The sequence below is a fragment of the Sulfitobacter sp. AS59 genome (assembly GCF_038899995.1).
In the GTDB taxonomy this organism is placed as follows: domain Bacteria; phylum Pseudomonadota; class Alphaproteobacteria; order Rhodobacterales; family Rhodobacteraceae; genus Sulfitobacter.
Genome location: NZ_JBBMQK010000011.1, coordinates 19,709 through 44,525, shown reverse-complemented (window position 1 = coordinate 44,525; position 24,817 = coordinate 19,709). Strand labels below are relative to the sequence as shown.

Genomic DNA, 24,817 nt, shown 5'->3' with positions numbered 1-24,817 from the left:
AACCTGTGGCGACTTATTCATAAACTGTCTGAATAGGGCCTGTGTTTGACCGCTGTTTGCCGCGAAGTTGACACATCTTTGCGGTGCTTTGTCACGGCGCGGGACGACCGCCCAACCCAAGAGAAAACCCATGCAATCTGACGAACCGATCACCCCGAAAACCAGTCTGGCCACGCTAAGCGTTGTTGGGGCCATGGCCATTTTTCTGCTGGTTGTCGTGCTTGGCGGATGGGCGGCGACGACGAAAATCAACGGTGCTGTTACTGCAAAGGGCCAGATCGAAGTCGCAGGTAAGCCGAAGATCGTGCAAACGCTGGATGGCGGTATCCTTGCCGAGATTTTGGTGCGCGACGGGGATCATGTTGCAAAGGGGCAGGTGTTGGCGCGGCTGGACCCGACGCTGTTGCAGATCAATCTGGATATGGCGCGCGCACGCCTGGCAGCAGCACTTAGCCTGCGGGCGCGGTTGGAAGCGGAGCGTATGGGGGCCGCCGAATTGGTGTTTGACTACGCCGATTTCCCAATGTCCCTGCAGCATCTGGGGGCGGTTCTGCGCCGGGCCGAAGATCGCCAGCGCGATATATTCGAGGCCCGCCAGAATATGCGCCAAGGCGCTGAGACGCAGATGCGCGGGCGGTTGGCGGATTTGGACACTCAGGCGCAGGGGATTTCGGGACAGATGATCGCGCTGGAACGGCAGCTTTCCTTTGTTGAGGGTGATTTGGCGCTTATCAACGCGCTGATGGCCAAGGGGTTGTCGCGGCGGGACAAACTGACCGAGATTCTGCGCAGGCAAGCGGCGTTGCAAGGTGATCTGGCCGAGCGGCAGGCCGAACTGGCAAGCGTGAAAAATCGACGGCGCGAGATTGCAGTAAATGCCGATCAAGAGGCGCGCGCGCTGCAGGAAAAAACCACAACAGACCTGCGCGAGCTGTTCGTCGAAATAGAAGAGCTGACCCTGGCAATTATCACGCGGCAGGCGCAGTTGAAACGGGTGGAATTGCGCGCCCCGACAAGTGGTATTGTCCATGAATTGCAGATGACGACATTGGGCGGCGTGATCCCTGCGGGCGGCACGCTGTTGCAGGTGATCCCGCAAGATGCGGGGTTGGCATTCGAAGTACGGGTGCCGCCGCGCGACATTAACAAAGTGCGCCGCGAACAGCCTGCGCAGATTGTGATGACGGCCCTTGATCCTCAGAAAACGCCGAAACTTGTCGGGCGGGTCGGGGCCGTGTCGCCCGAGACAGTTAAGGATCCGGTAACCGGTCAACCGTTCTATCGCGTGGCTGTACATATCGCGCAGGAGGAGCTGGGCCGGTTGCCAGAGGCAGAAAGGTTGATCGCCGGAATGCCCCTAGAGGTGTTTTTGCAGACCCGCGAAAAAACCGTACTGAGCTATCTTACGGAACCGTTGATGGCGCAGCTGAGCCACGGGTTTCGCGAATAAATACGGGAGGATGTCACGCGTTAAAGAATAATTAACCTCGACGATGCCCTAAAAGGGGATGCAGTACACACATTTGCCCTCTGTCATCACCGTCGTGATCCCGCATCTTAACCAACGGCTTGCGTTGTTTCGGTGTCTGGCCGCCCTCGAAGCGGGCCACCGCCGCGCGGATGAGATCATCGTTGTCGATAACGGATCGACGCGGCCACCCACGGAAATCTGCAACCAGTTTGATAATGTTCGCCTGTTGCATCAGCCTGCTGCGGGTCCGGGACATGCGCGCAATCTGGGTGTGGAACACGCATCGGGGAATATTATTGCGTTTATTGACGCTGATTGCATCCCAAGCCCTGAATGGCTGGCCACGGCACAGCACGTCATGCAGTCAGAGCAAGCGCCGATTGCCGGCGGGGACGTGCGGATTGCCTGCGATGATCCCAAATCATTAAAGATGGTTCAGGCCTACGAGAGCATTTTTGCCTATCGCATGGATCGCTATATTTCGCGTCAGGGGTTCGCCGGAACCGGAAATTTGGTCGTGAGGCGTGAAGCCTTTGATCGAGTCGGGTCATTTGCCGGGCTGAACACAGCCGAAGACCGCGAATGGGGGCAGCGGGCGACGCGCATGGGCGAACCTATCCATTTTGCCCCTGATATGCGGGTTTTTCACCCCGCGCGCGCCAGCTTTGCCGCGTTGCAGGCCAAATGGGACCGGCAGATATCACACGACATGCGGCAGGGCACGGGCTGGCAGGGGAATGTCAGATGGGCGGCAAAGGCATTGGCGTTGGCCGTATCCCCTGTGTCTGAGATACCGCGCATTGTGACGAGCAAACGGATCGAAGGGCTGGGCAACCGTGCCAAGGCGTTTATCTGCCTTGCCGCTATCCGCATCCACCGGTCGGTGCGGATGCTGCAAATGATGAAAGACGGGAACGCGGGCTATTACGTTAGCCGCTGGAACCGATCAGATGCCGGCTGAGGCCGGATGCTGCGTTCTGCTGGTTTAATCCTGTCAGGTAACGTCGCAAGTGCTGCCCTGATGATGGCACGCACCTTGTTGGTATCGCGGTTGATCAGTCTTGAGGATTTCGGCACGGCGTCGGCATTTTTGCTGGCCGTGTCCTTGGTCGAGATGGCGTCGGCCCTAGGGTTTCAACAGCAAATGGCACAATCGGCCAATGGTGATGCGCCAGAGTTTCAATCAGCCATGCAGGGGTTTTCTGTCCTGCGCGGTATGGTTAACGCGGGGTTGCTGCTGGTCCTTGCCGCCCCACTTGCGGCGTTTTTCGCACTACCAGATGCGCTGTGGGCTTTTTACCTGATCGCAATTTTGCCGCTGATGTCGGGGTGCGCGCATTTCGACGCCTTCCGCTTTGGCCGCCAGATGGCGTATCGGGCATCGGTTTGGTTGACCGTGCTGCCGCCGATTGCGTCGCTGATTTCGGTGGTCCCGCTGTTTTATCACTTCGGCGACTATCGCGTGCTGCTTTATGCGATTTTGGTGCAGGCCGCGCTGTCTTTGGTGATCTCGCATGCGGTGGCGACTCGGCGGTATCGGCTGTGCTTTGACGGCGCATTCATTCGGCAATCGTTCAGTTTTGGATGGCCGTTGATGATCAGCGGTGGCTTGATGTTTTTCGTATTTTACGGGGAAAGGGGCATTATCGCGCGCCATTTCGGGTTGGAGATGATGGCGATCTTTTCAATGGCCTTGTCCCTGACCCTGACACCCGCGTTGGTTTTGACACGCAGCACGATGAGCCTTTTCTTACCGCAGCTATCGGCGGCGCGGGGGACCAGCCGCTATTCCGATTTGGCAGTAATCATTTTGCAGGTCCATCTGCTTTTGGGGTGCGCGATGGTTGTTTGCGTGGCGCTGTTTGGCGCGCCATTCCTGTTGGCGGTTTTGGGGGAAAAATATGCGGCGGCGCTGCCGTTGCTGGTCTGGCTGGCCAGTTTAATGGCATTTCGTGTGTTTGCGGGTGGATGCGCGATTGTGGCCCTTGCGGCGGCACATACGAAAAACGAGGTGATGGCGAATGTGGTGCGGGTGGCGCTGCTCCCTGTCGCGTGGGGGGCCGTGCAGGCGGGGGCTGACATCATGACATTGATCTGGATCGGTATCGCAGGAGAGGCGGCAGGCTATGCGATCGGTTTGGCCTTGGCCCTTGCCAAACAACACCTGCCGCTGCGACCGCTGGTGCTGCCAATCCTGTCTGCCATGGCGCTGCTGACCTGTGCATGTACGCTAGACGTTCAGGCGGATTGGTGGCCCAGCGGGGGGATTTTGACCGCGCTATTGGCCTTGGTATTCCTGAGCATGCCGCAGTTGGTGACCTATCTGCGCAAGAATACCGCGACGGGTTTCGCGGTGGGGTCATGAGGATGGAGGCCAATTGGGCCGCTGGCATCTGGCTGCAAGATGTGGCGCAGGGGCGTGACAATAATTTCAATCTGATCCGGTTTTGTGCGGCCACGGCGGTATTGGTCTCGCATGCTTGGCCCGTCACACTGGGGCCTGCGCAGATCGAACCGCTGAAAGCTGCGCTTGGGTATTCTTTGGGGCAGCTGGCACTGTATGTGTTTTTTACGCTCTCGGGGTTTTTTATCACGGCGAGCTTCGAACGGTCGAACTCAGCCGCCGTTTTCATCACAGCGCGCGCGGCGCGGCTGTTTCCCTGCCTTGCCGTATCGCTGGTTTTTGTGGCCTGCGTGATGGGGCCGCTGGTTACGGGCTTGCCTGTGTCAGACTACTGGTCTGATCCCGAAACAGGCACTTTTTTCTTTCGGAATATTGGATTGGTCTGGCCGCAATATACCTTGCCGGGGGTGTTCGCAGACAACCCCTATCCGAAGGTAGAAGGGTCAATCTGGACGCTGTCGCATGAGGTTGCGTGCTATTTCATCGTGCTGGTTCTGGGCGTGACTGGCCTACTGGCGTCGCGTGTTTTGCTGATGTGCATGTTGGTCCTGTACATCGCATTTTATGCTGCACCTGTCGAGTTTCATCACCGTGTTGTGCAGTTCCAATGGCTGTCGCTACCGTTCGTTATGGGCGTCATGTTTTGGAAGTGGCGTGGCTGGATAAACTTGTCTCTGCCGGTTTTGGCAGGGCTGAGCGTGCTTGCATATCTTGGCCACAACACCGCTTTTTCCTATCCGTTGCTGATTTTAGCGCTCAGCTATGGGGTGTTTTGGCTGGGCTACGCGCCGTCGGGGCATGTCAGGCAGTTCAACCGGCTGGGCGATTATTCCTATGGCATCTACATCTATGCCTTCCCGCTGCAAGGTTTGGCGGTTTGGCTGTGGGGGGCGGGATCGCCCGGCGGTAATATCCTGTTGTCCTTCCCGATGGTTTTGATCTGCGCGGTGATTTCGTGGCACTGGGTGGAGCGGCCCACGCTCGGGCTTGCGCGGGCCGCTAAGGTGCCGCTGTTTAAACGGGTGGGGTGATGGCCCCGATGCAAGATTGTCCGGCAATGATGGCATTCCCGACCAAATCCACCGGATAGGCGGCGCGACCGGCGGGGATGACCGGCAGGGTGGAGGCCGTCGTCGGGGTGTAGTCGCCGCCGCCTGTATCAGGTCCGAGGTGCGATCTGTCATCGACAAAGGCGGGTGGGGTGCCTGTAATCTCGCCCGCCGATGGGGTCTCTCCCAACCATGAAACGGGGCCATACCCTGCGTTATTATTCGACCCGCTGGCAATTGCGTTATGCGACCAGCCAACCTTGTAACGCACAGGCCAGTTGCCGGTATTTTCGCCCTGACTGGCGAACACATCGCTTTTGATATTCAGCCGCTCAAACAGGTTAAAGCTGACATGCGCAGATTTCGCGACATTTACGACACCATCAAGATACATCAGATTAATGCGTTCTCCGATGATGCTGTTGTGCTGGAACACCACGTTTTCGGCCGGGCTGGTATCACCGTCTGCATTCAGGCGCAGGGCCGCATTGCTGCTGGTGCCCCAGCTTTCAACGATATTCCCGACAAAGGCCAAGCCGCGCGGGCCGATGGGGGCGTTGATATTGATGATCGGGTTCGAGGTCGTGCCGTTGGTAAAGACATTCCAGCCCAGAAAAAGACCGTCCATCGCGGGCCGCGCAGTGGTGGGCGCGCGCCAGTTGAATTCAGACAGGTTTGAACAGCCCGCTGCCTGATAGGTGATGGAGCCCGCGCAGCGGTCACATCCAACAGCCGTAACCATTGTGGCTTCGGTTGAGAAAAAGTTGCCCTGCCGCGGGTCACCGCCCGCGCCAATCATGCAATTGCGTTGAAAGAACCGCCCGACGCGGTACACCCAAGCACCGTAATAGCTGGTGTTATTGGCGTCCCAAATGCAATTTTCGGTGACGAACAGATGGTTGGGCGATGCGGCACCACTGTCCAGAAATACCACACTGCCCCCGGTTTTGCGCAGGGTCAGATCGCGGATTTTCAGCTGGGCCGGGATGCCGTTAAACTTGCTACTGCCCCCGTCCGTCAGGATCGTGGTGTCGCGTTTGGCGGGATCAGCAGCCTCTACGACAAGCGGCACGTCGATGCTGGTGCCTTGGCTTTTGAAAGGGGTGAAATCATGTACCCCTTCGACCAGCCTGATGATACCGCCACCCGCATCATTCGGGCGCCCATAGGTGTTTGCGTTGAACGTCGCAATGGCCGCCGCGGCCGCTGCGATTGTGGCAAAGGGGGTGCCCGCCGCCGCCGCATCACCTGCCACAGTGCCTGTGCTGTCATCACCTGATGCGCTGTCGACATAGGCCAAGGCAGTGCCATATGCGCCTGTCCGGTCGTTCAACAAACGCAAGGTTGTCAGGTTGGGGGAGGGGTAGGGATCCGCATCGGTCGAGATGGTAAACGCGTCGCCGACCCACGGATAAATCACCGCATCGATTGTCAGCAACGCGCCTTGGGTCAGGGGCGTTAAATCCATGTCAGTCGCGAAATGCGGGACATGGAGGCTGGAGGCTTCGAACTGAGCGGACGTCATGGACGACACCGTTTGCGCCACGCTGGTCACCCCGTCGCTGGCGATGAATTTCACGGCAGCCACAGGACGGCCCAGCCTTGCAAACCCATGCGCGACGGCAAGGCGCAAGCTGTGAACCGGCCCGTTCGCATGTTCGCGGTCATGGTTCAGCCACATCGCGATGGGCTTGGGATAGGCAAGGGTGCTGGTGTTGGGGACCCCGCTGATGGTGTCACCCGCATAGATGAAATCAGACAAGGCAACATCGGTTTCAGTCAGGGTATCGTGATCCGGATAGGGGTCGCGGGTGCGGGTTGTGATTGCGACACTGTCGCTGTGCGTGGTCGAATTGCCCGATCCATCGAACCCCTGTCTGGTGACGATAATGGGGGGCGGCGCGGTGGTGACATCGGCAGCTTGCGGATGAAATGCCCGCCAACCGTCGCTTAGGATATGGGAAATGCCGGCGGCGGGGGTCGCCGCTTGGTTGCCCGTTGGTGTTTGTCCCAGATGCGTGCCGATCCCGATTGTCATTTGCATGGCAGACCTTCCCGTTACCAATTCTTCAAGACTGCCCGGTATATCAGCGGGCCCTTTGGCGTTGCGCGGGCAGGGGTTTGGTCGGCGGTGCCGTTAATCTTCACGGTATTTTAAGCTTGGCAGGGTTCACTCGTTGCCGGGCGTTTCGAGTGTTAGTGCCACAGGCAGGGTCTATTGGATGAGCATCGCGGACAGTGCATTTTCGCGCAATTTTGGCGGGTTGGATGCCCCAGGCACGCGTCGTCGTCGTTTTGTTGGCGTCGTGGTTGGCGTCTTCCTTGCACTGGTTATCTTGCCGATCGGGGTTAATATTGGGCCGCTTTATCTAAGCGGTACGCGTTTTCTGCTGATCCTGCTGATCCTCCCGCTTGCGGTGAATTTGATGCGGGGGTGTTACGGGCCGTTGATCGCGACCGATGCGCTATTTACGCTTCATTTCGTCTGGATGGCCTTGGCCTTGTGGGTGAACAACCCCGATCAAGCGCTGCAAAACGCTGGCGCGACGGGGGCGGATTTTCTGGGGGCCTATTTGTTAGGCCGTGCCTGCATCCGCGACCGCGACGATTTTCTGACGCTGATCCACGCGCTTGTTGCGCTGATCATTCTGTGTCTGCCGTTTGCATTGATCGAAGCGATCACAGGCACCTCGCCGCTGATTGAAATGGCAAGGAAAATTCCCTTTTTGACTGCGCCGCCTGATTTGTCGATCGACAGACGGTTGGGGTTGGAACGCGTCCAGATGGGATTTGAACATCCGATCCACTGGGGTGTGTTTTGCTCCCTTGGCATAACGATCTGCCTTGTGGGGCTGCAAACGATATTAACCCTGTTCACCCGCTTGGTGCTGACAGTTTTGATTGGCTTGTCTGGCCTATTGGCGCTGTCCAGTGGGGCAATTTTATCGGTCGCTGTGCAGATCGGATTGATCATGTGGGCCGCGGTATTTCGTGCGCAGGCCAAGCGATGGGTGATCCTGCTGTTGGGCCTGGTCCTGTGCTATTGCGTTGTTGATCTGCTGTCGAACCGGACGCCGCTGCGCGTTTTCATGAGCTATGCAACCTTTTCAGCCGAAAGTGCCTATTGGCGCGCCACCATTTTCGACTGGGGTATGGTTAATGTCTGGGCCCATCCGATCTGGGGTTTGGGTCTGAACGATTGGGTTCGCCCGGTCTGGATGCACACGCCCAGCATTGATAATTTTTGGCTGCTATCCGCCATGCGGTACGGCATCCCCGGATTTACCTTTTTGGCGGCCGGTTACGGCTATGCAATTTGGCGGATCGGCCTGCGGCCCTTGCGCGAAGACGACCCGATATGGCCTTTGCGGCGGGCATGGGTGTTTTGCTTTGTCGGGCTGACGTTGGCGCTGGCGACAGTGCATATTTGGGGCACGCTATATGCGCTGGTATTCTTTCTGTTCGGGGCTGGCATGTGGCTGTTCCCGGAAAAGCCCGCCGTGCTGCGCAGTCCGAAAATCTGGTACGTTCCCGAACGCCCGCTGCCAAAGTTTAGGAACGCACACCCGGTTCAATATACACAGTCCCTAAGGCCGAATTATGCGGGCGCGGCGGGGCGCGATACGCACGTCCGCACTGATACTTAGCCGAGTTGCCTAAATTTTTCTGCGCATAGATTAGGCGTGCTTTCGAAAGCGAAAGGTTTTGCCCCTAGCATCGGATCGATCCGAATTTTCCCAGGAGCAGCTGCAATGGTGGCGGCCGACGCGTCAAATAAATATGTTGCGGCCTTGCGCAGGCAAAGAACGGGGTTTGCATTCGTCCTGATCATCAGTGGGGTTATCAGCGTTCTGATGCTCACCGGGTCGATCTATATGCTGCAGGTTTATGATCGCGTTTTGTCCAGCGGATCGGTCGTCACATTGATGGGGCTTTTTGCCATCGTCATTGTTTTATATCTGTTTTTCGGGCTGTTCGACCTGTTGCGCCAGCGCATGCTATCGCGCATCGGCACACGGCTGGAATGTGATCTTGGCCGCAGCGGATTCTTTGCCCAACTGCAGGCAAAACAAGGCGGTAATGCCGACGGCTCTGACCCGCTTAGACATCTGTCGGGGATCGGTCAGTTTTTGTCGGGGCCCACGGCGGGCAACTTGTTTGATCTTCCTTTTGTGCCTGTGTTCCTGGCCGTATTGTTTTTAGTGCATCCGGTACTTGGTTTTATTGTCGTCGGCGGCGCGGTTGTTGCGGGGGGGGTCGCGTGGCTTGCAGGGTTCATTGCGCGCAGGTGGCAAGAGCAACGCAATCACGGGGCCGCCCGTCAATCCGAATTCGCGACCGAAGCGCTGCGCAATAGCGAAGCCGTGGTCGCCATGGGCATGCAAAATAACCTTGCGATGCATTGGCAAGCGATGCAGCTGGAAAGCCTGAAAACCCATCAGAACGCGGCGCAGGGCAGCGAAATTCTGGCGTCCTTTAGCAAGACATTTCGCATTTTGCTCCAGTCCTCTATCCTTACGGTTGGCGCTGTTTTGGTTCTGAGGGAACAGATTTCGCCGGGTATGATTATCGCGTCGTCGGTGTTGTCGGGCCGTGTCCTTGCCCCGATTGACCAAGCCATCGGACAATGGCGCGCCATTGCGCAGACGCTTTTCGCCCATCGCGCCCTAATGGGTTTTTTCGAAGATACGAAAGATCAGGATGGTAATATCGATCTGCCCAAACCTTCTGGTCGTCTGACCGTCACATCGCTGACGAAATTTGCCGCCGGTGCCAGCGCCACACGGCAAGAACTGCTGCTGCAAAGCGTTAGTTTTAACCTAGAGCCCGGCGATGGCTTGGGGGTGATCGGAAAATCGGCGGCGGGGAAATCAATACTTGCGCGTCTTTTGGTGGGCGCGTGGCAACCCGACCGGGGGGAGGTGCGCCTTGACGGGGCCGGTTTTGACAAATGGCCCGTCGGGGCGATTGGTCGTCACATCGGGTATCTACCACAGTCGGTTACGCTTTTGCCGGGCACAATCGGTCAGAACATCGCCCGGTTTGACCCGCATGCAACCGATGGCGATATCGTTGCGGCAGCGCAGCTTGCCAATGTACATGACCTGATTTTGCGGCTTCCCAACGGCTATGCGACTAGGGTGGGCGGTGCATTTGGGTTGCCTTTGTCCGGCGGGCAGATCCAGCGTATTGCCCTTGCCCGCGCGGTTATTTTCAAACCGGCGCTGATCGTGCTGGATGAACCGAACGCGCATCTTGACGGGGCAGGGGATACCGCGCTGGAAGATGCGATTACGCAGCTACGCGCGGCCGGCAGCACCGTCATCGTGATGGCGCACCGGCCAAGCGCAATTGCGGCTGTGAACAAGATTTTGATCCTTGATCAGGGGCGTATGACCAAATTCGGGGATAAAGATAAAATCCTAGGTCCGCCGCCCCAAGCGCAAAAGCCCCCGGTTCGGCAGCAGCTTTCTAATCACGCACGGCAGGGGTGATCCTGAGTTGATCTGGTCCATGCGCGCACCATGGATCAACAGATGTCAGACGTCTTGATCAACCTTTTGGCGCTGCTTCCCAAGGCCTTGAATGGTTAACTCCATCACGTCGCCTTTTTTCAGATAGACGGGGTTTGGTTTCATCCCCATGCCCACACCCGGCGGTGTGCCGGTGGTGATCACGTCGCCGGGGTGCAGGGTCATCAATCCGCTCAGATGTTCGATAATCTCGGCCACGGAAAAAATCATGGTGCTGGTATTGCCGGTCTGCATCCGCTTGCCGTTGACGTCCAGCGACATGTCCAGCGTCTGCGGGTCGGGAATTTCATCGCGGGTGACAAGCCACGGGCCGGTGGGGCCAAAGGTGTCGCAGCTTTTGCCTTTGGTCCATTGCCCGGTCAGCTGGGTCTGAAAATGGCGTTCGCTTACGTCATTAATCACGCAATACCCCGCGACATGGTCCAGCGCGTTCTCTTTCGAGACGTATTTCGCCTTCTTGCCAATCACCACGCCCAGCTCGACCTCCCAATCTGTATGGGTGGAGCCGCGCGGCATGACCACGTCGTCATTTGGCCCGACAATGGCGGAGTTCGCCTTGAAGAATAAAATCGGGTGTTCGGGGATCGCCGCACCGGTTTCTGCCGCGTGATCCGAGTAGTTCAGCCCGATGCACAGGAATTTACCGATATTACCAACGCAGGGGCCTAGACGCGGGTTGCCTTTTACTTCGGGCAAGGATGCCGGATCGATCCCGCGCAGTGTATCAAGCGTCGCGTCACTCAGCATATCGCCAGTGATGTCTGCCACGTGGTTTGATAAATCTCGCAGTGTCTCGCCGTCCATCAGACCCGGCTTTTCTGCACCGACCTCACCATAACGTACCAGTTTCATAGCTTTCCCCTTGTCTTAACCCTGCCGACTGGCGGGCATTTTCGCACAATGTCTCTGAAATCAGGAGGGGCGTCCAGCGTCATCGTGGGAAGTCTGATACGCTACGCCAGCGCGCCCAATCGCAGGGGTACGATCGGGCGCTAGATGCAGTCACCTTGGTTAATGGGCCAGAAACACCGGCAGATCTGTCTGTTCGATCAGCGTGCGGGTTGTGCCGCCAAAGATGGCTTCGCGGGCTTTGGAATGCTCATAGGCACCCATTACAATCAGGTCCGCACCGGTTTCCTTGGCGCGCTCCATAATGCAATGGCTCACGGTTTGGCCGCCGCTTGGATACTGCTGAACGGTGACGTTGCAGCCATGGTGGGTCAGCCATTGTGCGACATCGACACCGGGGTCCTCGCCTTCGCCAAACTCGGTCATAACCGGATCAAAGGTTCCGATAATCACTTCGTCGGCGGCACGTAGCAGCGGTAGCGCTTGTTGGACGGCGCGTGCGGCTTGCAACTGGGTGTTCCACGCGACGAACACCCGTTTGGGATCCGGCAGAACGTTCCCCTTCGGTGTGTTCAACAGAACGCCAACGGGGGATTGGAACAAAACACCGTAAAGCGCCTGTTTGAATAGCATCTTGGAGGGGCGCAGGCTTTCGTCAATCCATGCCATGTCGCACAGCATGGCGCGGCGGGCCACGTGATCTGCGATGGCCGCAGGTTCAGCAGCGACCGTGGTCACATCGCCGGACAGCTCGTGTTGCTGAAGCAAGGTTTCGACCTCGGTCTCTTTTGCATGCAGTGCCGCTTTGGTCGCGGTGACCTGCTGCTGCCACTCTGGCGAGATATCGGGGTTGCCAAAGGGTTCGACACCGACGGCGTAGTAGGAAAACACCGGCATCTCGGCCACGATAATGATGGCAGCATGGGCCGGAATGGCGCGGATCGTTTCGAGCTTTTGTGCCAAGGTGGTGAGCGGCGTATCTGTACCGATCACCAATAGGATTGTGCTATTTTTCATGTTGGGTTCCTAAGCGAGCGATGCAGTTTAAACCGGCACGGTATGTGCTTGAGGTTTCTCAATCACGGTTTTGCCGATTTCCAGCAGTTTGGCGTATTCGGCGGCATAATCGTCCATCGCTTTTTGAAAGAACGCGGTTTGTATTTTCTGGACGTCCGTCACCTCTTTCGCCTTCATCAGTTTTTGCTGGGTTTCCACGTCTTCTTTTATACGGGCGGCGGTAAAGCTCAGCATTTCATTGCCCATTTCGACCATCGCTTCCATCCAGTCTATCCCAGAGATCGAGGGCGCATGAAGGCCGGTTTCCTGCATGGATTTCATCAATTTGACCATTGAAGGGGCGAGATCCGTCGTCTTTGTCGTCGTGCTCATTGCGTGTCCTTTCCGGTTCACTTGAAGTTCGCCCGATTCTAGCGGTTTGCGCGGGTGCCGGATTGACCTGCATCAATCATCGGTTCGCCAGTCCGGAATGGTGGCTAAAAAACGCCCGGAGACACGCACTGAAGTTTCTGCGTCGATTGACCAAGATCAATCCGCCGGGCTGCCAATTCTGACAGTTCTGTTCCAGCTAACCGCGCTGAGTCGTCCAACAGACGGCACCGGGTTCAGCATTTTGGGACATTCGATGCGACGGCCCGAGCCGTTTGCGAAAAGGAGAGAACCGATGCCAGCAGATATAGGTGCAACCGACGCAAAACAGGGCGCACCTGCGTCGGGTAAGTTGGGGCTTTTGCCGCTGACCGCTTTGGTGGTGGGGTCGATGATCGGTGGCGGCGTGTTCAGCCTGCCGCAAAACATGGCGCGCGGGGCCTCTGCCGGCGCGATCACCATCGGTTGGCTGATCACCGGGATCGGGATGCTGGCCTTGGCCTTTGTTTACAAGAACCTGTCGACCCGCAAACCGGCGCTGGATGCGGGGCCGTATTCATATGCGCGGGCAGGGTTTGGTAATTTCGTCGGGTTCAACAGCGCCTGGGGGTATTGGCTCAGCGCGTGGCTCGGGAACGTATCTTATGCGGTGCTGATCTTTGGCGCGCTGAGCTATTTCTATGCGCCCTTTGGCGAAGAAGGAAACACATGGCAGGCCATTGTGGGTGCCTCGATTGCGCTGTGGCTGGTCCATGCGCTTGTGCTTATGGGGGTCCGGCAGGCGGCAATCGTTAATACGATTACCACCATCGCCAAGCTGGGGCCGATATTCTTGTTTATCGTGCTGGTTTTCGTTGCGTTCAACATGCCCACCTTTGAATTGGATTTCTGGGGCAAGGAAGCGCTGTCTCTGGGCAGTATCACGACCCAAGTGCAAAGCACGATGCTGGTCACGCTTTGGGTTTTCATTGGCATCGAAGGGGCCAGCGTCGGGTCAGCCCGCGCGGCCAAACGCAGCGATATCGGCAAGGCGACCATCCTTGGGTTTGTCAGCGTTTTGCTGGTTTATATGCTTGTGTCCTTGCTTTCGCTTGGGGTGATGTCGCAGCCTGAACTGGCGCAACTGCCCGCGGCGGCGTCGATGGCGAATGTGTTGGAATCCGTGGTCGGCCCGTGGGGGTCTGTGCTGGTGCGCATCGGGCTGGTGATTTCGGTGGCAGGTGCCTTCCTCAGCTGGACATTGCTTGCTGCAGAAATCCCTTTCCGTGCCGCGCAAGAGGGGATGCTGCCCGCGTTCTTTGCGATTGAGAATAAGAACGGGTCGCCCTCTGGCGCGCTTTGGATCACCAACGTCTGCGTGCAGGTCGTTCTGATCGTGACGCTTTATGCCAACTCGACCTACCTTGCGCTGTTCTACATCGCCTCGACCGCCATTCTTGTGCCTTACGTCTTTTCGGGGGCCTACGCGCTTAAACTTGCACTGACCGGCGAAAGCTATGGGTCGGGCGAGCGGCGCGGCATCGATATGGCGATTGGCGGGCTGGCGACATTCTATGGCGCGTGGCTCGTCTATGCCGCCGGGCCTACATACCTGCTGATGTGTGCGATCCTCTATGCGGTGGGCATTCCGTTCTACATCTGGGCGCGCCGTTCAAATCGCGAACGGGCATTCACCGGGGTCGAGCTGCTGACCGCGCTGGTGCTGGTCGGTGCGGCAATTGTGGCCGCCTACATGATGTGGACCGGCGTCATTAGCGCCCTCTGACTTATCCAAGAAAAAGGACCGTTCTCATGGAAAATTTTGGCAAGCTCGGTGTTTATTCGGAAACAGGGAAACTGCATCAGGTGATCGTCTGCCGGCCCGGTCTGGCGCATCGCCGGTTAACACCAGCCAACTGTCAGGAATTGTTGTTCGATGATGTGTTCTGGGTCAAGCAGGCCCAGAAGGACCACGATGTTTTTGTCCACACGATGCGGGGCGAGGGGGTCGAGGTGTTGGACGTCAACGACCTGCTGGCCGAGACGTTGGACATTCCCAAAGCCCGCGATTGGGTGCTGGATCACCGGCTTACGCCAGAGCAGATCGGCGTTGGCATGATGTCGGAACTGCGCGCGTGGATGGGCGAGCTGACCGGTGCCCAGCTGGCCGAATATCTGCTTGGCGGGCTTGCAACCGATGACCTGCCGTTCAAACCATCGGGCCTGTTCGGCAGCTATCTTGGGTCGCACGGGTTTATCCTGCCGCCACTGCCAAACGCGTTGTTCACCCGCGATAACTCTGCCTGGATCTATGGCGGGGTGTCCGTCAATCCGATGCATTGGGCCGCGCGGCGCCCCGAAACATTGCTGAACACGGCGATCTATAAATTCCATCCCAAGTTTGCCGGTAAAACCACGATCCACTGGGGTGATCCCACCGCCGATCACGGCCTCGCCACGGTCGAGGGGGGCGATATCATGCCCGTCGGTGACGGTGTGGTGCTTGTCGGCATGGGCGAACGGTCTTCGCCGCAAGGCGTCGGGCTGCTCGCCGAAGCGTTGTTTGACACAGGTGCCGCGCGGCGGGTTCTGGCCTTTGCCATCCCGAAATCACGTGCGGCCATGCATCTTGATACGATTTTCACCCTCTGCGGTGGCGATGTGGTGACCACCTTTAAAGAGGTGGCTGATGAATTGGTCTGCTACGACATACGCCCCGGCGATGGCCCTTTACCTTTGCAGTTTCGCCATGATCCGCGCCCGATCTTCGATATCGTCGCCGAGGTTCTTGGCTACAAAAAGCTGCAAATCGTGCCCACCGGCGGCAACACCGCCGAGGAACGCGCCCGCGAACAGTGGAACGACGGCAACAACGTGCTGGCGCTGCGCCCCGGCGTGGTCATCGGATACGACCGCAACGACGATACGAATGCCGCGCTCAAGGCGGCGGGGATCGAGGTGCTGGCCATTCCCGGTGCCGAACTGGGGCGCGGTCGCGGCGGCGGCCACTGCATGAGCTGCCCCACCATGCGCGACCCTGTGTAGCGAAAAGGACACCCAATGGCTTACAATCTAAAGAACCGGCATTTTCTGACGCTGCGCGATTATTCCCCGCGCGAGATTTCGTTCCTGCTCAAGCTCGCCGCCGATCTGAAGGTCGCAAAATATACCGGCACCGAAGTACCCAAGCTGCAAGGCAAGGACATCGCGTTGATCTTTGAAAAAGACAGCACGCGCACCCGTGTCGGCTTCGAGGTCGCGGCCTATGACCAAGGCGCGCGGGTAACATATCTTGGACCAACCGGATCGCATATCGGCCACAAGGAATCCGTCAAAGACACCGCGCGGGTTCTGGGCCGGATTTACGACGCGATCGAATATCGCGGCTTTGGTCAAGACATCGTCGAACAGTTGGCAAAATATTCCGGCGTGCCTGTTTACAATGGGCTGACCAACGAATTTCACCCCACGCAAATCCTTGCTGATTTCCTCACCATGCAAGAGCATGTGGAAAAACCACTGCACCGCGTAGCCTATGCGTTTTTGGGCGACGCCGGCAATAATATGGGCGACAGCCTGCTGATTGGCGGGGCCAAGATGGGCATGGATGTCCGGCTTTGCGCGCCCAAGGCCTGCTGGCCCAAACAAGCGATCATCGACGAAGCCGAGGCGATTGCCAAAGAGACCGGTGCCCGCGTCATGGTCACCGAAGATGTGGATACCGCCGTCAAGGATGTCGATTTTGTCTATACGGATGTCTGGGTGTCCATGGGCGAGCCCAAGGAAAAATGGGCCGAGCGTATCAAGCTATTAAAGCCCTATCAGGTGACGGCAGAGGTGATGGCCAAAACCGGTAACCCGCGTGCTTGCTTCATGCATTGCCTACCTGCGTTTCATAACACGGAAACCACCGTCGGGGCCGAGATCAAGGACACGTTCGGGCTGGACTGCATGGAAGTGACCGAAGAGGTTTTTGAAAGCGCCGCTTCGATCGTTTTTGATCAAGCGGAAAACCGGCTGCACACGATCAAGGCGGTTCTTGTCGCCACCTTGGGGGCCTGAAATGCTGGTTGTCGCAGCCATCGGGGGTAATGCCCTTTTACAGCGGGGACAACCCTTAACCGCCGCAGCACAGCGCGCCAATGTTGTCGTCGCGGCCAAGGCATTGGCCGAGATTGTGCGCGCCGGCCACCAGCTGATTGTGACCCATGGGAACGGGCCACAAGTCGGTCTGCTCGCCCTGCAAGCGTCTGCGTATAAACCGGAAGAAGCCTATCCGCTGGATGTTTTGGGGGCCGAAACCGAGGGCATGATCGGCTATCTGATCGAACAAGAGCTTGAAAACGCCCTTGGCCATGATCACGCGGTGGCGACCCTGCTGACCCAAGTGATTGTCGACGGAGCCGATCCGGCGTTCCACACGCCAACCAAATTTGTGGGCCCGACGTATTCCAAGCAAGAGGCCGAAGCACGTGCGAAAGCGGCGGGCTGGACCATTGCGCAAGACGGTGAATATTGGCGCCGTGTCGTACCGTCGCCCAAGCCCGTCGAAATCCCGGATCTGCGCGTGGTGCGATTGCTGTTGGATCAAGGGGTGATCGTCATTTGCGCAGGCGGCGGCGGCATCCCTGTTTTGCGCCGTCCTGATGACAGCCTGATCGGCGTCGAGGCGGTGATAGACAAAGACGCGGCCAGCGCGCTTTTGGCCGGGGATATTGGTGCAGATGCATTGCTGCTGTTGACGGATGTTGATGCGGTTTACGACGGGTTCGGCACTGACGCCGCCACCCGCATCGGGTCGTTGACCCCCGACCAAGGCCGCGCACTTGATATGCCCAAAGGGTCGATGGGGCCGAAATTGGACGCGGCATGCGGTTTTGCCGATCGGGGCGGGATCGCGGGCATCGGGCGTCTGGCCGATGCATTGTCGATCCTGAACCGCACCGCTGGCACGCTTGTGGCCCAACCCGCGGGGGCAAAACGATGACCGCCACCGCCGCTACTGAGGTCGCCACGACAACGGACGGCCGCATCGTCGCCATTCGCGGCGGCGTTGTTGATGTGGTCTTTGACGGGGTCGTGCCACGTATCCATGATCTGCTTTGTGCAGGCGATATTGCATTGGAAGTCGCGGGCCTGATTGGCCATGGCAAAGTGCGCGCTATGGCGATGGCCCCCGTGCGCGGGCTGGGCCTTGGCATGACCGTCACGGCCACGGGTGGCCCGATCAAAGTACCTGTCGGCGATGCCGTTTTGGGCCGCATGTTGGATGTGTTCGGTGCGCCGATTGACGGGCGACCAGCCCCCGTCGCGACGGAGCATCGCGCCATTCACCAGCCGCCGCCATTGCTCAGCGACCGGGCACCGCAATCAAAAATTCTGGAAACCGGGATCAAGGCCATTGATCTGCTCTCACCGATTGAGCGCGGCGGCAAGACCGGGTTGTTCGGCGGCGCTGGTGTCGGGAAAACCGTGCTGATCACCGAACTGATCAACAACACCGTGCAGCACCACAAGGGCGTCAGCCTGTTCTGCGGTATTGGCGAGCGGTCGCGTGAAGCTGAGGAGCTTTACCGTGAGATGGGCGAAGCGGGCGTGCGCGATAAAACCGTGATGCTGTTTGGCCAAATGAACGAGGCACCCGGCGTGCGCTTTCTGGTGGGCCACTCTGCCCTGACGATGGCCGAGTACTTCCGCGATGACAAAGGCCAAGACGTGCTGCTGCTTATCGACAATATCTTTCGCTTTGTCCAAGCGGGGTCGGAAGTGTCGGGCCTGCTGGGGCGCATGCCGTCGCGCGTGGGGTATCAGCCGACTTTGGCAACCGAACTTGCGGGATTAGAGGAGCGGATCACCTCAACCAAGCGCGGTGCGATCACCTCTATTCAAGCGGTCTATGTGCCCGCCGACGACTTCACCGACCCTGCCGCCGCGCATATCTTCTCGCATCTATCCGCCTCGGTTGTTCTGTCACGCAAACGGGCAAGCGAGGGGCTGTATCCGGCGGTTGATCCTTTAGCCTCGGCTTCGGTGATGTTAACGCCCTCGGTCGTCGGGCAGCGCCACTATGACATCGCGCGCGAGGTGCGCCGGACCCTCGCTGAATACGAGGAGCTGCGCGATATTATCGCGATGCTGGGGCTTGAGGAACTTTCCTCGGCTGACCGCGCCACCGTGGGCCGCGCCCGCCGGTTGGAACGTTTCCTGACGCAGCCGTTTTTCACGACAGGATCGTTCAGCGGGGTCGAGGGTAAGCTTGTCCCGATCGAAGATACTCTGACGGGTTGCGAAACGATCCTGAGCCAAACCGAGTTCGAATTTCCGGAAAGCGCCTATTACATGATCGGCGGGCTGGATGATCTGGGGGCCGCATCATGAGCATGACATCCAACATGACCGTGACGCTGCGCTTGCCGACCAGCACCTTGTTCGAAGGGCAGGCGGTTCAACTGACAGGGATGGCCCCGAACGGATCGTTCGGAATTTTGCCGAACCACATGGATTTTGTCACAGCGATTGTGCCGTCGGTCATGACCCTGCGCCTTGCCGACGGGTCCGAAGAAATATTTGGGCTGGATGAGGGATTGCTGGTCAAAAAGGGCCACCAGATCACCGTCTGCGCCCTGCGCGGCGTGCATGGTGATGATCTGAGCAGCTTGCAAGGCACGGTCGAGACGAGCTTTCTTCAAATGGACGAGGACGAGCGCCAAGCGCGGGCAGCATTGTCGCGGCTCGAGGCAGATATGGTGCGCAGATTTGCCGAACTACAAAGGCCGCAGCTATGACGCCAAAGCCAGATAAATCCAGCGGCGACATTATCCGTCAGGCCAAGAGGATGAAGTCGCACCGCGACAATCCCGGCCCCAGCCCGCTGCGTGGCATCGGCACCTTTGGCATGATCGGATGGTCCATCGTCGTGCCGACCGTTGGGGGCGCATTTCTGGGTCTCTGGCTCGACCGCGTCGCGCCGCAAGGGTTTTCGTGGACGCTTGCGTTGATTTTGGGCGGCGTGGTGATCGGCGCAATCATCGCCGCATCTTGGATTAACAAAGAAAGGGATGACAAATGACTGCTATCGATTGGAACGCGGTGCTGATGGGGGCGGCCATCGGGCTGGCCATGAGTACATTCTTCTTTGCCGGATTGGCAATCGGGATGCGGCAGGCACTACGTCGTGAAAATCCCGTTGTGCTGCTCGCACTCAGCGGTGTGATCAGGGTCGCGACCTTGCTTGGGGTTGGCTGGCTGGTGTTGGGGCAGGTCGGGCCATGGGCCGCACTTGGCTATGCTGTTGCGTTTCTTTTAACCCGCCTCGTTGCCACGACCTTTGCCCGTATTGGTTTGCCCGCACGAGGCACATCATGAACCTGTCCCCCGACCAAACCATCATGTTCGAGGTCTGGGGCCTGCCGATCAACGCGACGATTTTTTACACTTGGATCGTGATGGCATTGCTGACCGTCGTGTCGATGCTGATCACGCGTAACCTGCGCCCCGACGTGCCGCCAAACCGCTGGCGCACCACGCTCGAGGTGATCGTTCAAGGCATCCAAAGCCAGATCAACGAAGTCGCGCGCGGCTCCTCTCGCTATCTGCTTTATTATGCCGGCACGCTGTTTTTGTTTGTCGCGATGTCCAACCTATTGCTCGTTATTCCGGGGTTTGAACCGCCGACGTCGTCGCTGTCTACGACCACCGGACTGGCGATATCGGTTCTGATTGCGGTGCCGCTGTTTGGCATCACCAGTCGCGGCATTGGTGGGTACCTAAAAACCTACCTGCAGCCATCGTTCATCATGCTGCCTTTCAACATCATCTCGGAATTTTCGCGCGGCATATCGCTGGCCATCCGGCTCTATGGCAACATCATGAGCGGTGCGGTGATTGCGGCGATCCTGCTGTCGGTCGCGCCGTTTTTCTTTCCCGTGGTGATGGATGTGCTGGGTCTGCTGACCGGCATGATTCAGGCCTATATCTTTGCGATTTTGGCAACAGTCTACATCTCCAGTGCCACCGCACCTTCTTCACAGCCTCAAAAGGATACCCCATGACAGAACTTGCCATTATCGCCGCCATTTCGATTTTTACCGCAGGGCTGACCGTTGCATTCGGGGCAATTGGCCCCGCCTTGGGCGAAGGCCGTGCAGCGTCGACTGCGCTGAGCGCGATTGCACAGCAGCCCGATGCCGCACCGACCATTTCACGCACGCTGTTTGTTAGCCTCGCGATGATCGAATCCACCGCGATCTATTGCTTTGTCGTTGCTATGATTTTGCTTTTTGCGAACCCGTTCTGGATCGCCGCACTGGCCGCCGCGCAAGCCACAGGGGGGTAAGGCATGTCCATTGATTGGATCACTGTCTTGGCCCAGATCGCCAATTTTCTGGTGCTCGTCTGGCTTTTGAAACGGTTTTTGTACCGTCCCATTCTCGACGGTATCGACGCCCGCGAGGCCGAGATTTCCAACAGAATGAACGACGCGGTCGAGGCCAAGGAAAAAGCCGCAGCGGTCGAAGCCGACTATCACGAGAAACTGCGCGCCTTGAACGTCTCGCAAGCCGAGATATCCGAAACGATCCGCAAATCCGCAGAAGACCAACGTGATGCATTGCTGGCCGAAGCCGCGCAACAGATGCAAAGCGAACGCGAGAGTTGGCAGGCGCATCTTGGCGAAGAGGCCCAGAAATTTTCCGCGCATCTGCACCGTGTGGGGGCGGAAACGTTGTTGTCTCTGACGCGCAAGGCGTTGACCGATTTGGCAGACGAAACGCTTGAGGAACGTATGGCGCGTCATCTTGTTCAGCAGCTTAAACCGATGGCCGATGATTTGAAAAAGGCCACTGGTGACGCAACCGCCGCAACAATCGTAAGCCATAATGCATTGCCGACCTCAGTTCAGGACAGCTTAAAAGCCGAGATATTGACGCTGTTCGCCAAGGCCAATGTTACCTTCAAAACCGACGTCGCCCAAGCGCCGGGTCTCGTGCTTCGTTTGGGCGGTGCGCAGGTCGATTGGACGCTCGATTCCTATATCGAGGGGCTGGAAACCCTGATCGAAGACCGCCTGAACACGAGCGCCGGGCCAAAGGTGGCTGCCAATGCGCTTTGACGCCCATAAGATCGACACGAACCCCGACGCGTTGGTACAATCCCTGCTGGAATGCCCCGCACCCCCGCCCCGCCTAAGCGAGATCGGGCAAGTGGCCGAAATCACCGACGGCATCGCCATTGTGACGGGGTTAGAGCGGGCCTTGTCCGACGAACTATTACGGTTTGAGAACGGCGTGCAGGGCATCGTGTTGGATCTTGAACCCGGACGGCTGGGGGTTGTGCTGTTGGGCCCCTCGGAAGATATCGGCGTGGGGCAGAACGTGTTCCGCACCCATACCGTGGTCAGTACGAAAGTGGGTCGCGCCTTGCTGGGTCGGGTGGTTGATGCGCTTGGAAATCCTGCTGATGCAAAAGGCCCAATCAACACCGAAACCACCAAACCGGTCGAGGCTGAAGCCCCTGAAATCCTGAGCCGCAAGGCGATCACGCGTCCGCTGGCAACGGGGATCAAAGTGGTCGATGCTGCGGTGCCCATCGGGCTTGGCCAACGCCAGCTGGTGATCGGGGACCGGCAGACCGGCAAAACCTCATTGGCCGTTGATGCGATATTGAACCAAAAAAACACCGATGTGATCTGCATCTATTGCGCGATTGGTCAGCGCGGCGATGCAGTGGCCAAGGTAATCGGTGCCATCACCGAAGGTGGCATGCTGGACCGCACGATTGTCCTAGCCGCAGGCGATGCCGACGCAGCTGGCTTGGCCTATATCGCGCCCTATGCGGCGATGACGATGGCCGAGTTTTTTGCGGCGCAGGGTCGTGATGTGCTCGTGGTTTTGGACGACCTAACCCATCACGCGCGGTCCTATCGGGAATTATCACTGTTGCTGCGCCGCCCCCCGGGCCGCGAGGCCTTTCCAGGCGATATCTTTTATATCCACGCCCGCTTGCTGGAACGCGCGGGGCAGTTCGCCGACACCATTGGCGGCGGGTCGATCACAGTGCTGCCCGTCGTTGAGACGCAGGCAGAAAACCTGTCGGCCTATATCCCCACCAACCTCATTTCGATCACAGACGGGCAGATTTATCTGTCGCCCCGCCTTGTGCGCAAGAACCAGTTTCCCGCCGTCGATCTAGGGGTATCGGTCAGCCGCGTCGGGGGCAAAGCACAAAGCCGCGCCTTCCGTTCCGTCGCGGGCAACCTGCGCGTAACCCTGTCGCAGTTCGAGGAGCTTGAGGATTTCGCCCGCTTTGGCACGCGGCTGGATGACGCCACCCGTGCCCGACTGGCCCGAGGGGCGGCGGTGCGCGCATCGCTGCGCCAGGCCGAAGGCGACCCCATTCCCGCCGTCGAACAACTGGCCGTTTTGGTCGCCGCGATGGAGGGGCAGTTCGATGGTCTGAACGAGGCTGACATCTTTGCCGTGATGGGGGCCATCAGAACCGCCGCCGCGCGTGACTTGGACGACATTGCCAAACAGATTGCCCAGAACGAACCATTCGAAGACGCCGCGCGCACCCGCATGATCGCCCTTGGAAAACAAGCGCGCGCTACATTGGAAAGCCCCGATGGCACAATCGCTTGAGACCCTATCCCGCCGTATAACCAGCATGCAGGGCATTCGCGGCGTGGTGCATACGATGAAATCCCTGTCGGTGATCAACGCGGCCCCCTATGAACAAGCCGCCCGCGCGATTGAGGCCTATCATGAAACGGTTCTGACGGGGCTGCATGCCTTTCTTTCACAGTCCGGACCGGTCACGGAGGAGGGGCTGGGCAACGCCGCGCGCATCGTCGTGGTATTCGGGTCCGATCACGGGCTGTGCGGCAATTATAACGAGGCATTGGCCGCACATGTCGGTGCCCATATCAAAGCGGATACCGATGCGGAAACCACGGTTCTGTGCATCGGCGCGCAGATGGAAAGCGCACTGTCTGACCTTGGCCTCGCGGTGGAGGAGACGTTCTTCCCGCCCGCATCTGTTGATGGCATCGGGCGGCTTGCCAATCTGCTGACGCAGAAACTGGATGATCTGCGCCGCGCCCGTCGCCCCCACGACATATCTGTAACCCTTGCCTATTTCGCGCGCTCTGAACAAGGCGGACAGACCCCCAAGATTGACGCGCTGCTGCCGCTAAACCCCGATCTCGTGCGCGATTTGCAATCTAAACCTTGGGTCTCGCGTAGCTTGCCCCGGTTTTCGATGCAGCCGGGGGATCTGTTCCTATCCCTGATCCGCGGTCATCTGTTTGCCTCGCTTTTCCGGGCGGCCGCCGAAGCATTGGTCACCGAAAACGCTGCGCGCCTTGCGCTGATGCAACAAGCCGAGCAATCGGTCGATGATAAACTGGATGCCCTGAAGTCCGACACCCGCGCCCTGCGCCAAAGCGAGATTACGACCGAGCTTTTGGACGTGATCATCGGCTTTGAGGCGCTGAAGAACGACAGGCGATCTGGGCGGGATACCAAATGACCATAATGAGTGTTATGTAATAATTAGGGAGTTCTAACCCCTTACCCCAACACTTCAATCTCAGTCCGGCTTGATGGGCTGAATCCAGTTGTGCAGTTTTGTTCGGTCAGCCCGTCCCCTTCGCAGGTATTCGCACCGTTGAACAAAACGCGGCCCAGTTGATCGCAGGTGACCTGAGGTACCGCGAACTGGCGCACGCGGGGGCGTCCGGCAGGTAGTGCGCCAAAATCGAACAGGGTCAGACGGTTAACCTGACCCGAGGTATCGAACAGCACTGTTTCATAAACAACCTTGTCCAGATCGGCACCCAGATCATTGGTAATGACAAAGGTCAGCGTGCAGGATGCGTTGGCGGTTTGCACCGCATTCAGCTCGACCGAAATTTTCTCCGTTACGTCTGCTTCTTGCGCCATTACAGGCACCGCAAAAACCATCATCGCCAGCGGGAACAGGTATCTTAAGGCAAGCCGTTTCATGCGCGCATCCATCTCGTAAAATATGAAGGCGGCCTGGCTGTGTCCTGTCATCGGGGCGACATCTGGCTGGGGGCCGTTTGCCAAGTTTCTGCCCATTTTACCGAGCGGTTTCAAGCGTCTTGGCGAAGATCGGCAATGAAACG

The 24,817-nt window shown here is 58.4% G+C and carries 24 protein-coding genes; 19 read left to right on the top strand and 5 right to left on the bottom strand.

What is annotated here, in order from left to right:
* Nucleotides 1-130 precede the first annotated feature (130 nt).
* From WNY39_RS17160 to WNY39_RS17145, 4 genes are read left to right on the top strand one after another with little or no spacing between them, the layout of a single operon-like run.
* Complete coding sequence (locus WNY39_RS17160) at nucleotides 131-1,450, top strand: HlyD family type I secretion periplasmic adaptor subunit (protein ID WP_342847506.1); 1,320 nt, start codon at nucleotides 131-133, stop codon at nucleotides 1,448-1,450.
* 58 nt (nucleotides 1,451-1,508) lie between these two features.
* Nucleotides 1,509-2,432, top strand: coding sequence for a glycosyltransferase (locus WNY39_RS17155; protein WP_342847505.1), 924 nt, complete (start codon nucleotides 1,509-1,511; stop codon nucleotides 2,430-2,432).
* 6 nt (nucleotides 2,433-2,438) lie between these two features.
* Nucleotides 2,439-3,836, top strand: coding sequence for an oligosaccharide flippase family protein (locus tag WNY39_RS17150; protein WP_342847503.1), 1,398 nt, complete (start codon nucleotides 2,439-2,441; stop codon nucleotides 3,834-3,836).
* Nucleotides 3,722-4,906, top strand: coding sequence for an acyltransferase (locus WNY39_RS17145; protein WP_342847501.1), 1,185 nt, complete (start codon nucleotides 3,722-3,724; stop codon nucleotides 4,904-4,906). The genes WNY39_RS17150 and WNY39_RS17145 overlap by 115 nt, the downstream gene beginning before the upstream one ends.
* On the opposite strand, the gene WNY39_RS17140 is transcribed toward WNY39_RS17145, so the two are convergent.
* Nucleotides 4,890-6,968: a hypothetical protein gene (locus WNY39_RS17140; protein WP_342847499.1), complete on the bottom strand. Its 2,079-nt coding sequence runs from the start codon at nucleotides 6,966-6,968 to the stop codon at nucleotides 4,890-4,892. The two genes, WNY39_RS17145 and WNY39_RS17140, sit on opposite strands and share 17 nt — an antisense overlap.
* 178 nt (nucleotides 6,969-7,146) lie before the next feature.
* On the opposite strand from WNY39_RS17140, the gene WNY39_RS17135 reads away from it, so the two are divergent.
* Both WNY39_RS17135 and WNY39_RS17130 read left to right on the top strand, forming a co-directional pair.
* Nucleotides 7,147-8,571 (top strand): O-antigen ligase family protein, encoded by a 1,425-nt coding sequence (locus WNY39_RS17135; RefSeq protein WP_342847497.1) that lies wholly within the window; start codon nucleotides 7,147-7,149, stop codon nucleotides 8,569-8,571.
* Between the two features lie 105 nt (nucleotides 8,572-8,676).
* On the top strand, nucleotides 8,677-10,419 hold the full coding sequence (locus WNY39_RS17130; RefSeq protein WP_342847495.1) for a type I secretion system permease/ATPase: 1,743 nt from the start codon (nucleotides 8,677-8,679) through the stop codon (nucleotides 10,417-10,419).
* Nucleotides 10,420-10,464: 45 nt separating this feature from the next.
* On the opposite strand, the gene WNY39_RS17125 is transcribed toward WNY39_RS17130, so the two are convergent.
* From WNY39_RS17125 to WNY39_RS17115, 3 genes are all read right to left on the bottom strand, one after another.
* Nucleotides 10,465-11,310, bottom strand: coding sequence for a fumarylacetoacetate hydrolase family protein (locus WNY39_RS17125; RefSeq protein ID WP_342847493.1), 846 nt, complete (start codon nucleotides 11,308-11,310; stop codon nucleotides 10,465-10,467).
* Between the two features lie 159 nt (nucleotides 11,311-11,469).
* Nucleotides 11,470-12,324, bottom strand: a complete 855-nt coding sequence (locus tag WNY39_RS17120) for a universal stress protein (RefSeq protein WP_342847491.1) — start codon at nucleotides 12,322-12,324, stop codon at nucleotides 11,470-11,472.
* A gap of 27 nt (nucleotides 12,325-12,351) precedes the next feature.
* Entirely contained in the window at nucleotides 12,352-12,696 is a 345-nt protein-coding gene (locus WNY39_RS17115; RefSeq protein ID WP_342847489.1) for a phasin family protein, read from the bottom strand.
* Between the two features lie 292 nt (nucleotides 12,697-12,988).
* On the opposite strand from WNY39_RS17115, the gene arcD reads away from it, so the two are divergent.
* Genes arcD through WNY39_RS17050 form a run of 13 tightly spaced genes read left to right on the top strand, consistent with a single transcriptional unit; the run spans nucleotide 12,989 to nucleotide 24,198 of the window.
* The gene (arcD, locus tag WNY39_RS17110; protein ID WP_342847487.1) at nucleotides 12,989-14,458 is read left to right on the top strand and encodes an arginine-ornithine antiporter; all 1,470 of its coding nucleotides are present in this window, start codon (nucleotides 12,989-12,991) and stop codon (nucleotides 14,456-14,458) included.
* A gap of 26 nt (nucleotides 14,459-14,484) precedes the next feature.
* Nucleotides 14,485-15,717, top strand: a complete 1,233-nt coding sequence (locus WNY39_RS17105) for an arginine deiminase (RefSeq protein ID WP_342847486.1) — start codon at nucleotides 14,485-14,487, stop codon at nucleotides 15,715-15,717.
* A 15-nt stretch (nucleotides 15,718-15,732) separates the two neighbouring features.
* Entirely contained in the window at nucleotides 15,733-16,734 is a 1,002-nt protein-coding gene (argF, locus tag WNY39_RS17100) for an ornithine carbamoyltransferase (RefSeq protein ID WP_341236057.1), read from the top strand.
* A 1-nt stretch (nucleotide 16,735) separates the two neighbouring features.
* Nucleotides 16,736-17,659: a carbamate kinase gene (gene arcC / locus WNY39_RS17095; protein ID WP_342847484.1), complete on the top strand. Its 924-nt coding sequence runs from the start codon at nucleotides 16,736-16,738 to the stop codon at nucleotides 17,657-17,659.
* Nucleotides 17,656-19,050 (top strand): F0F1 ATP synthase subunit beta, encoded by a 1,395-nt coding sequence (atpD, locus tag WNY39_RS17090; protein ID WP_342847482.1) that lies wholly within the window; start codon nucleotides 17,656-17,658, stop codon nucleotides 19,048-19,050. The genes arcC and atpD overlap by 4 nt, the downstream gene beginning before the upstream one ends.
* A complete protein-coding gene (locus WNY39_RS17085) occupies nucleotides 19,047-19,457 on the top strand; it encodes an ATPase (RefSeq protein WP_342847480.1) in 411 nt (136 codons plus the stop codon). Before atpD ends, WNY39_RS17085 begins: the two co-directional genes overlap by 4 nt.
* Nucleotides 19,454-19,741 (top strand): AtpZ/AtpI family protein, encoded by a 288-nt coding sequence (locus tag WNY39_RS17080; RefSeq protein WP_341236061.1) that lies wholly within the window; start codon nucleotides 19,454-19,456, stop codon nucleotides 19,739-19,741. The genes WNY39_RS17085 and WNY39_RS17080 overlap by 4 nt, the downstream gene beginning before the upstream one ends.
* Nucleotides 19,738-20,037, top strand: coding sequence for an ATP synthase subunit I (locus WNY39_RS17075; protein ID WP_342847478.1), 300 nt, complete (start codon nucleotides 19,738-19,740; stop codon nucleotides 20,035-20,037). The genes WNY39_RS17080 and WNY39_RS17075 overlap by 4 nt, the downstream gene beginning before the upstream one ends.
* Nucleotides 20,034-20,723: a F0F1 ATP synthase subunit A gene (locus tag WNY39_RS17070; RefSeq protein WP_342847476.1), complete on the top strand. Its 690-nt coding sequence runs from the start codon at nucleotides 20,034-20,036 to the stop codon at nucleotides 20,721-20,723. The genes WNY39_RS17075 and WNY39_RS17070 overlap by 4 nt, the downstream gene beginning before the upstream one ends.
* A complete protein-coding gene (locus WNY39_RS17065) occupies nucleotides 20,720-21,007 on the top strand; it encodes a F0F1 ATP synthase subunit C (protein WP_341236064.1) in 288 nt (95 codons plus the stop codon). Before WNY39_RS17070 ends, WNY39_RS17065 begins: the two co-directional genes overlap by 4 nt.
* Nucleotides 21,008-21,010: 3 nt before the next feature.
* A complete protein-coding gene (locus WNY39_RS17060; RefSeq protein ID WP_342847474.1) occupies nucleotides 21,011-21,781 on the top strand; it encodes a F0F1 ATP synthase subunit B in 771 nt (256 codons plus the stop codon).
* The gene (locus WNY39_RS17055; protein WP_342847472.1) at nucleotides 21,771-23,309 is read left to right on the top strand and encodes a F0F1 ATP synthase subunit alpha; all 1,539 of its coding nucleotides are present in this window, start codon (nucleotides 21,771-21,773) and stop codon (nucleotides 23,307-23,309) included. The genes WNY39_RS17060 and WNY39_RS17055 overlap by 11 nt, the downstream gene beginning before the upstream one ends.
* Nucleotides 23,293-24,198 (top strand): FoF1 ATP synthase subunit gamma, encoded by a 906-nt coding sequence (locus tag WNY39_RS17050; RefSeq protein WP_342847470.1) that lies wholly within the window; start codon nucleotides 23,293-23,295, stop codon nucleotides 24,196-24,198. Before WNY39_RS17055 ends, WNY39_RS17050 begins: the two co-directional genes overlap by 17 nt.
* Nucleotides 24,199-24,239: 41 nt before the next feature.
* Here WNY39_RS17050 and WNY39_RS17045 read toward each other — a convergent pair whose 3' ends face one another.
* Nucleotides 24,240-24,674, bottom strand: coding sequence for a hypothetical protein (locus WNY39_RS17045; RefSeq protein WP_342847468.1), 435 nt, complete (start codon nucleotides 24,672-24,674; stop codon nucleotides 24,240-24,242).
* Nucleotides 24,675-24,817 lie beyond the last annotated feature (143 nt).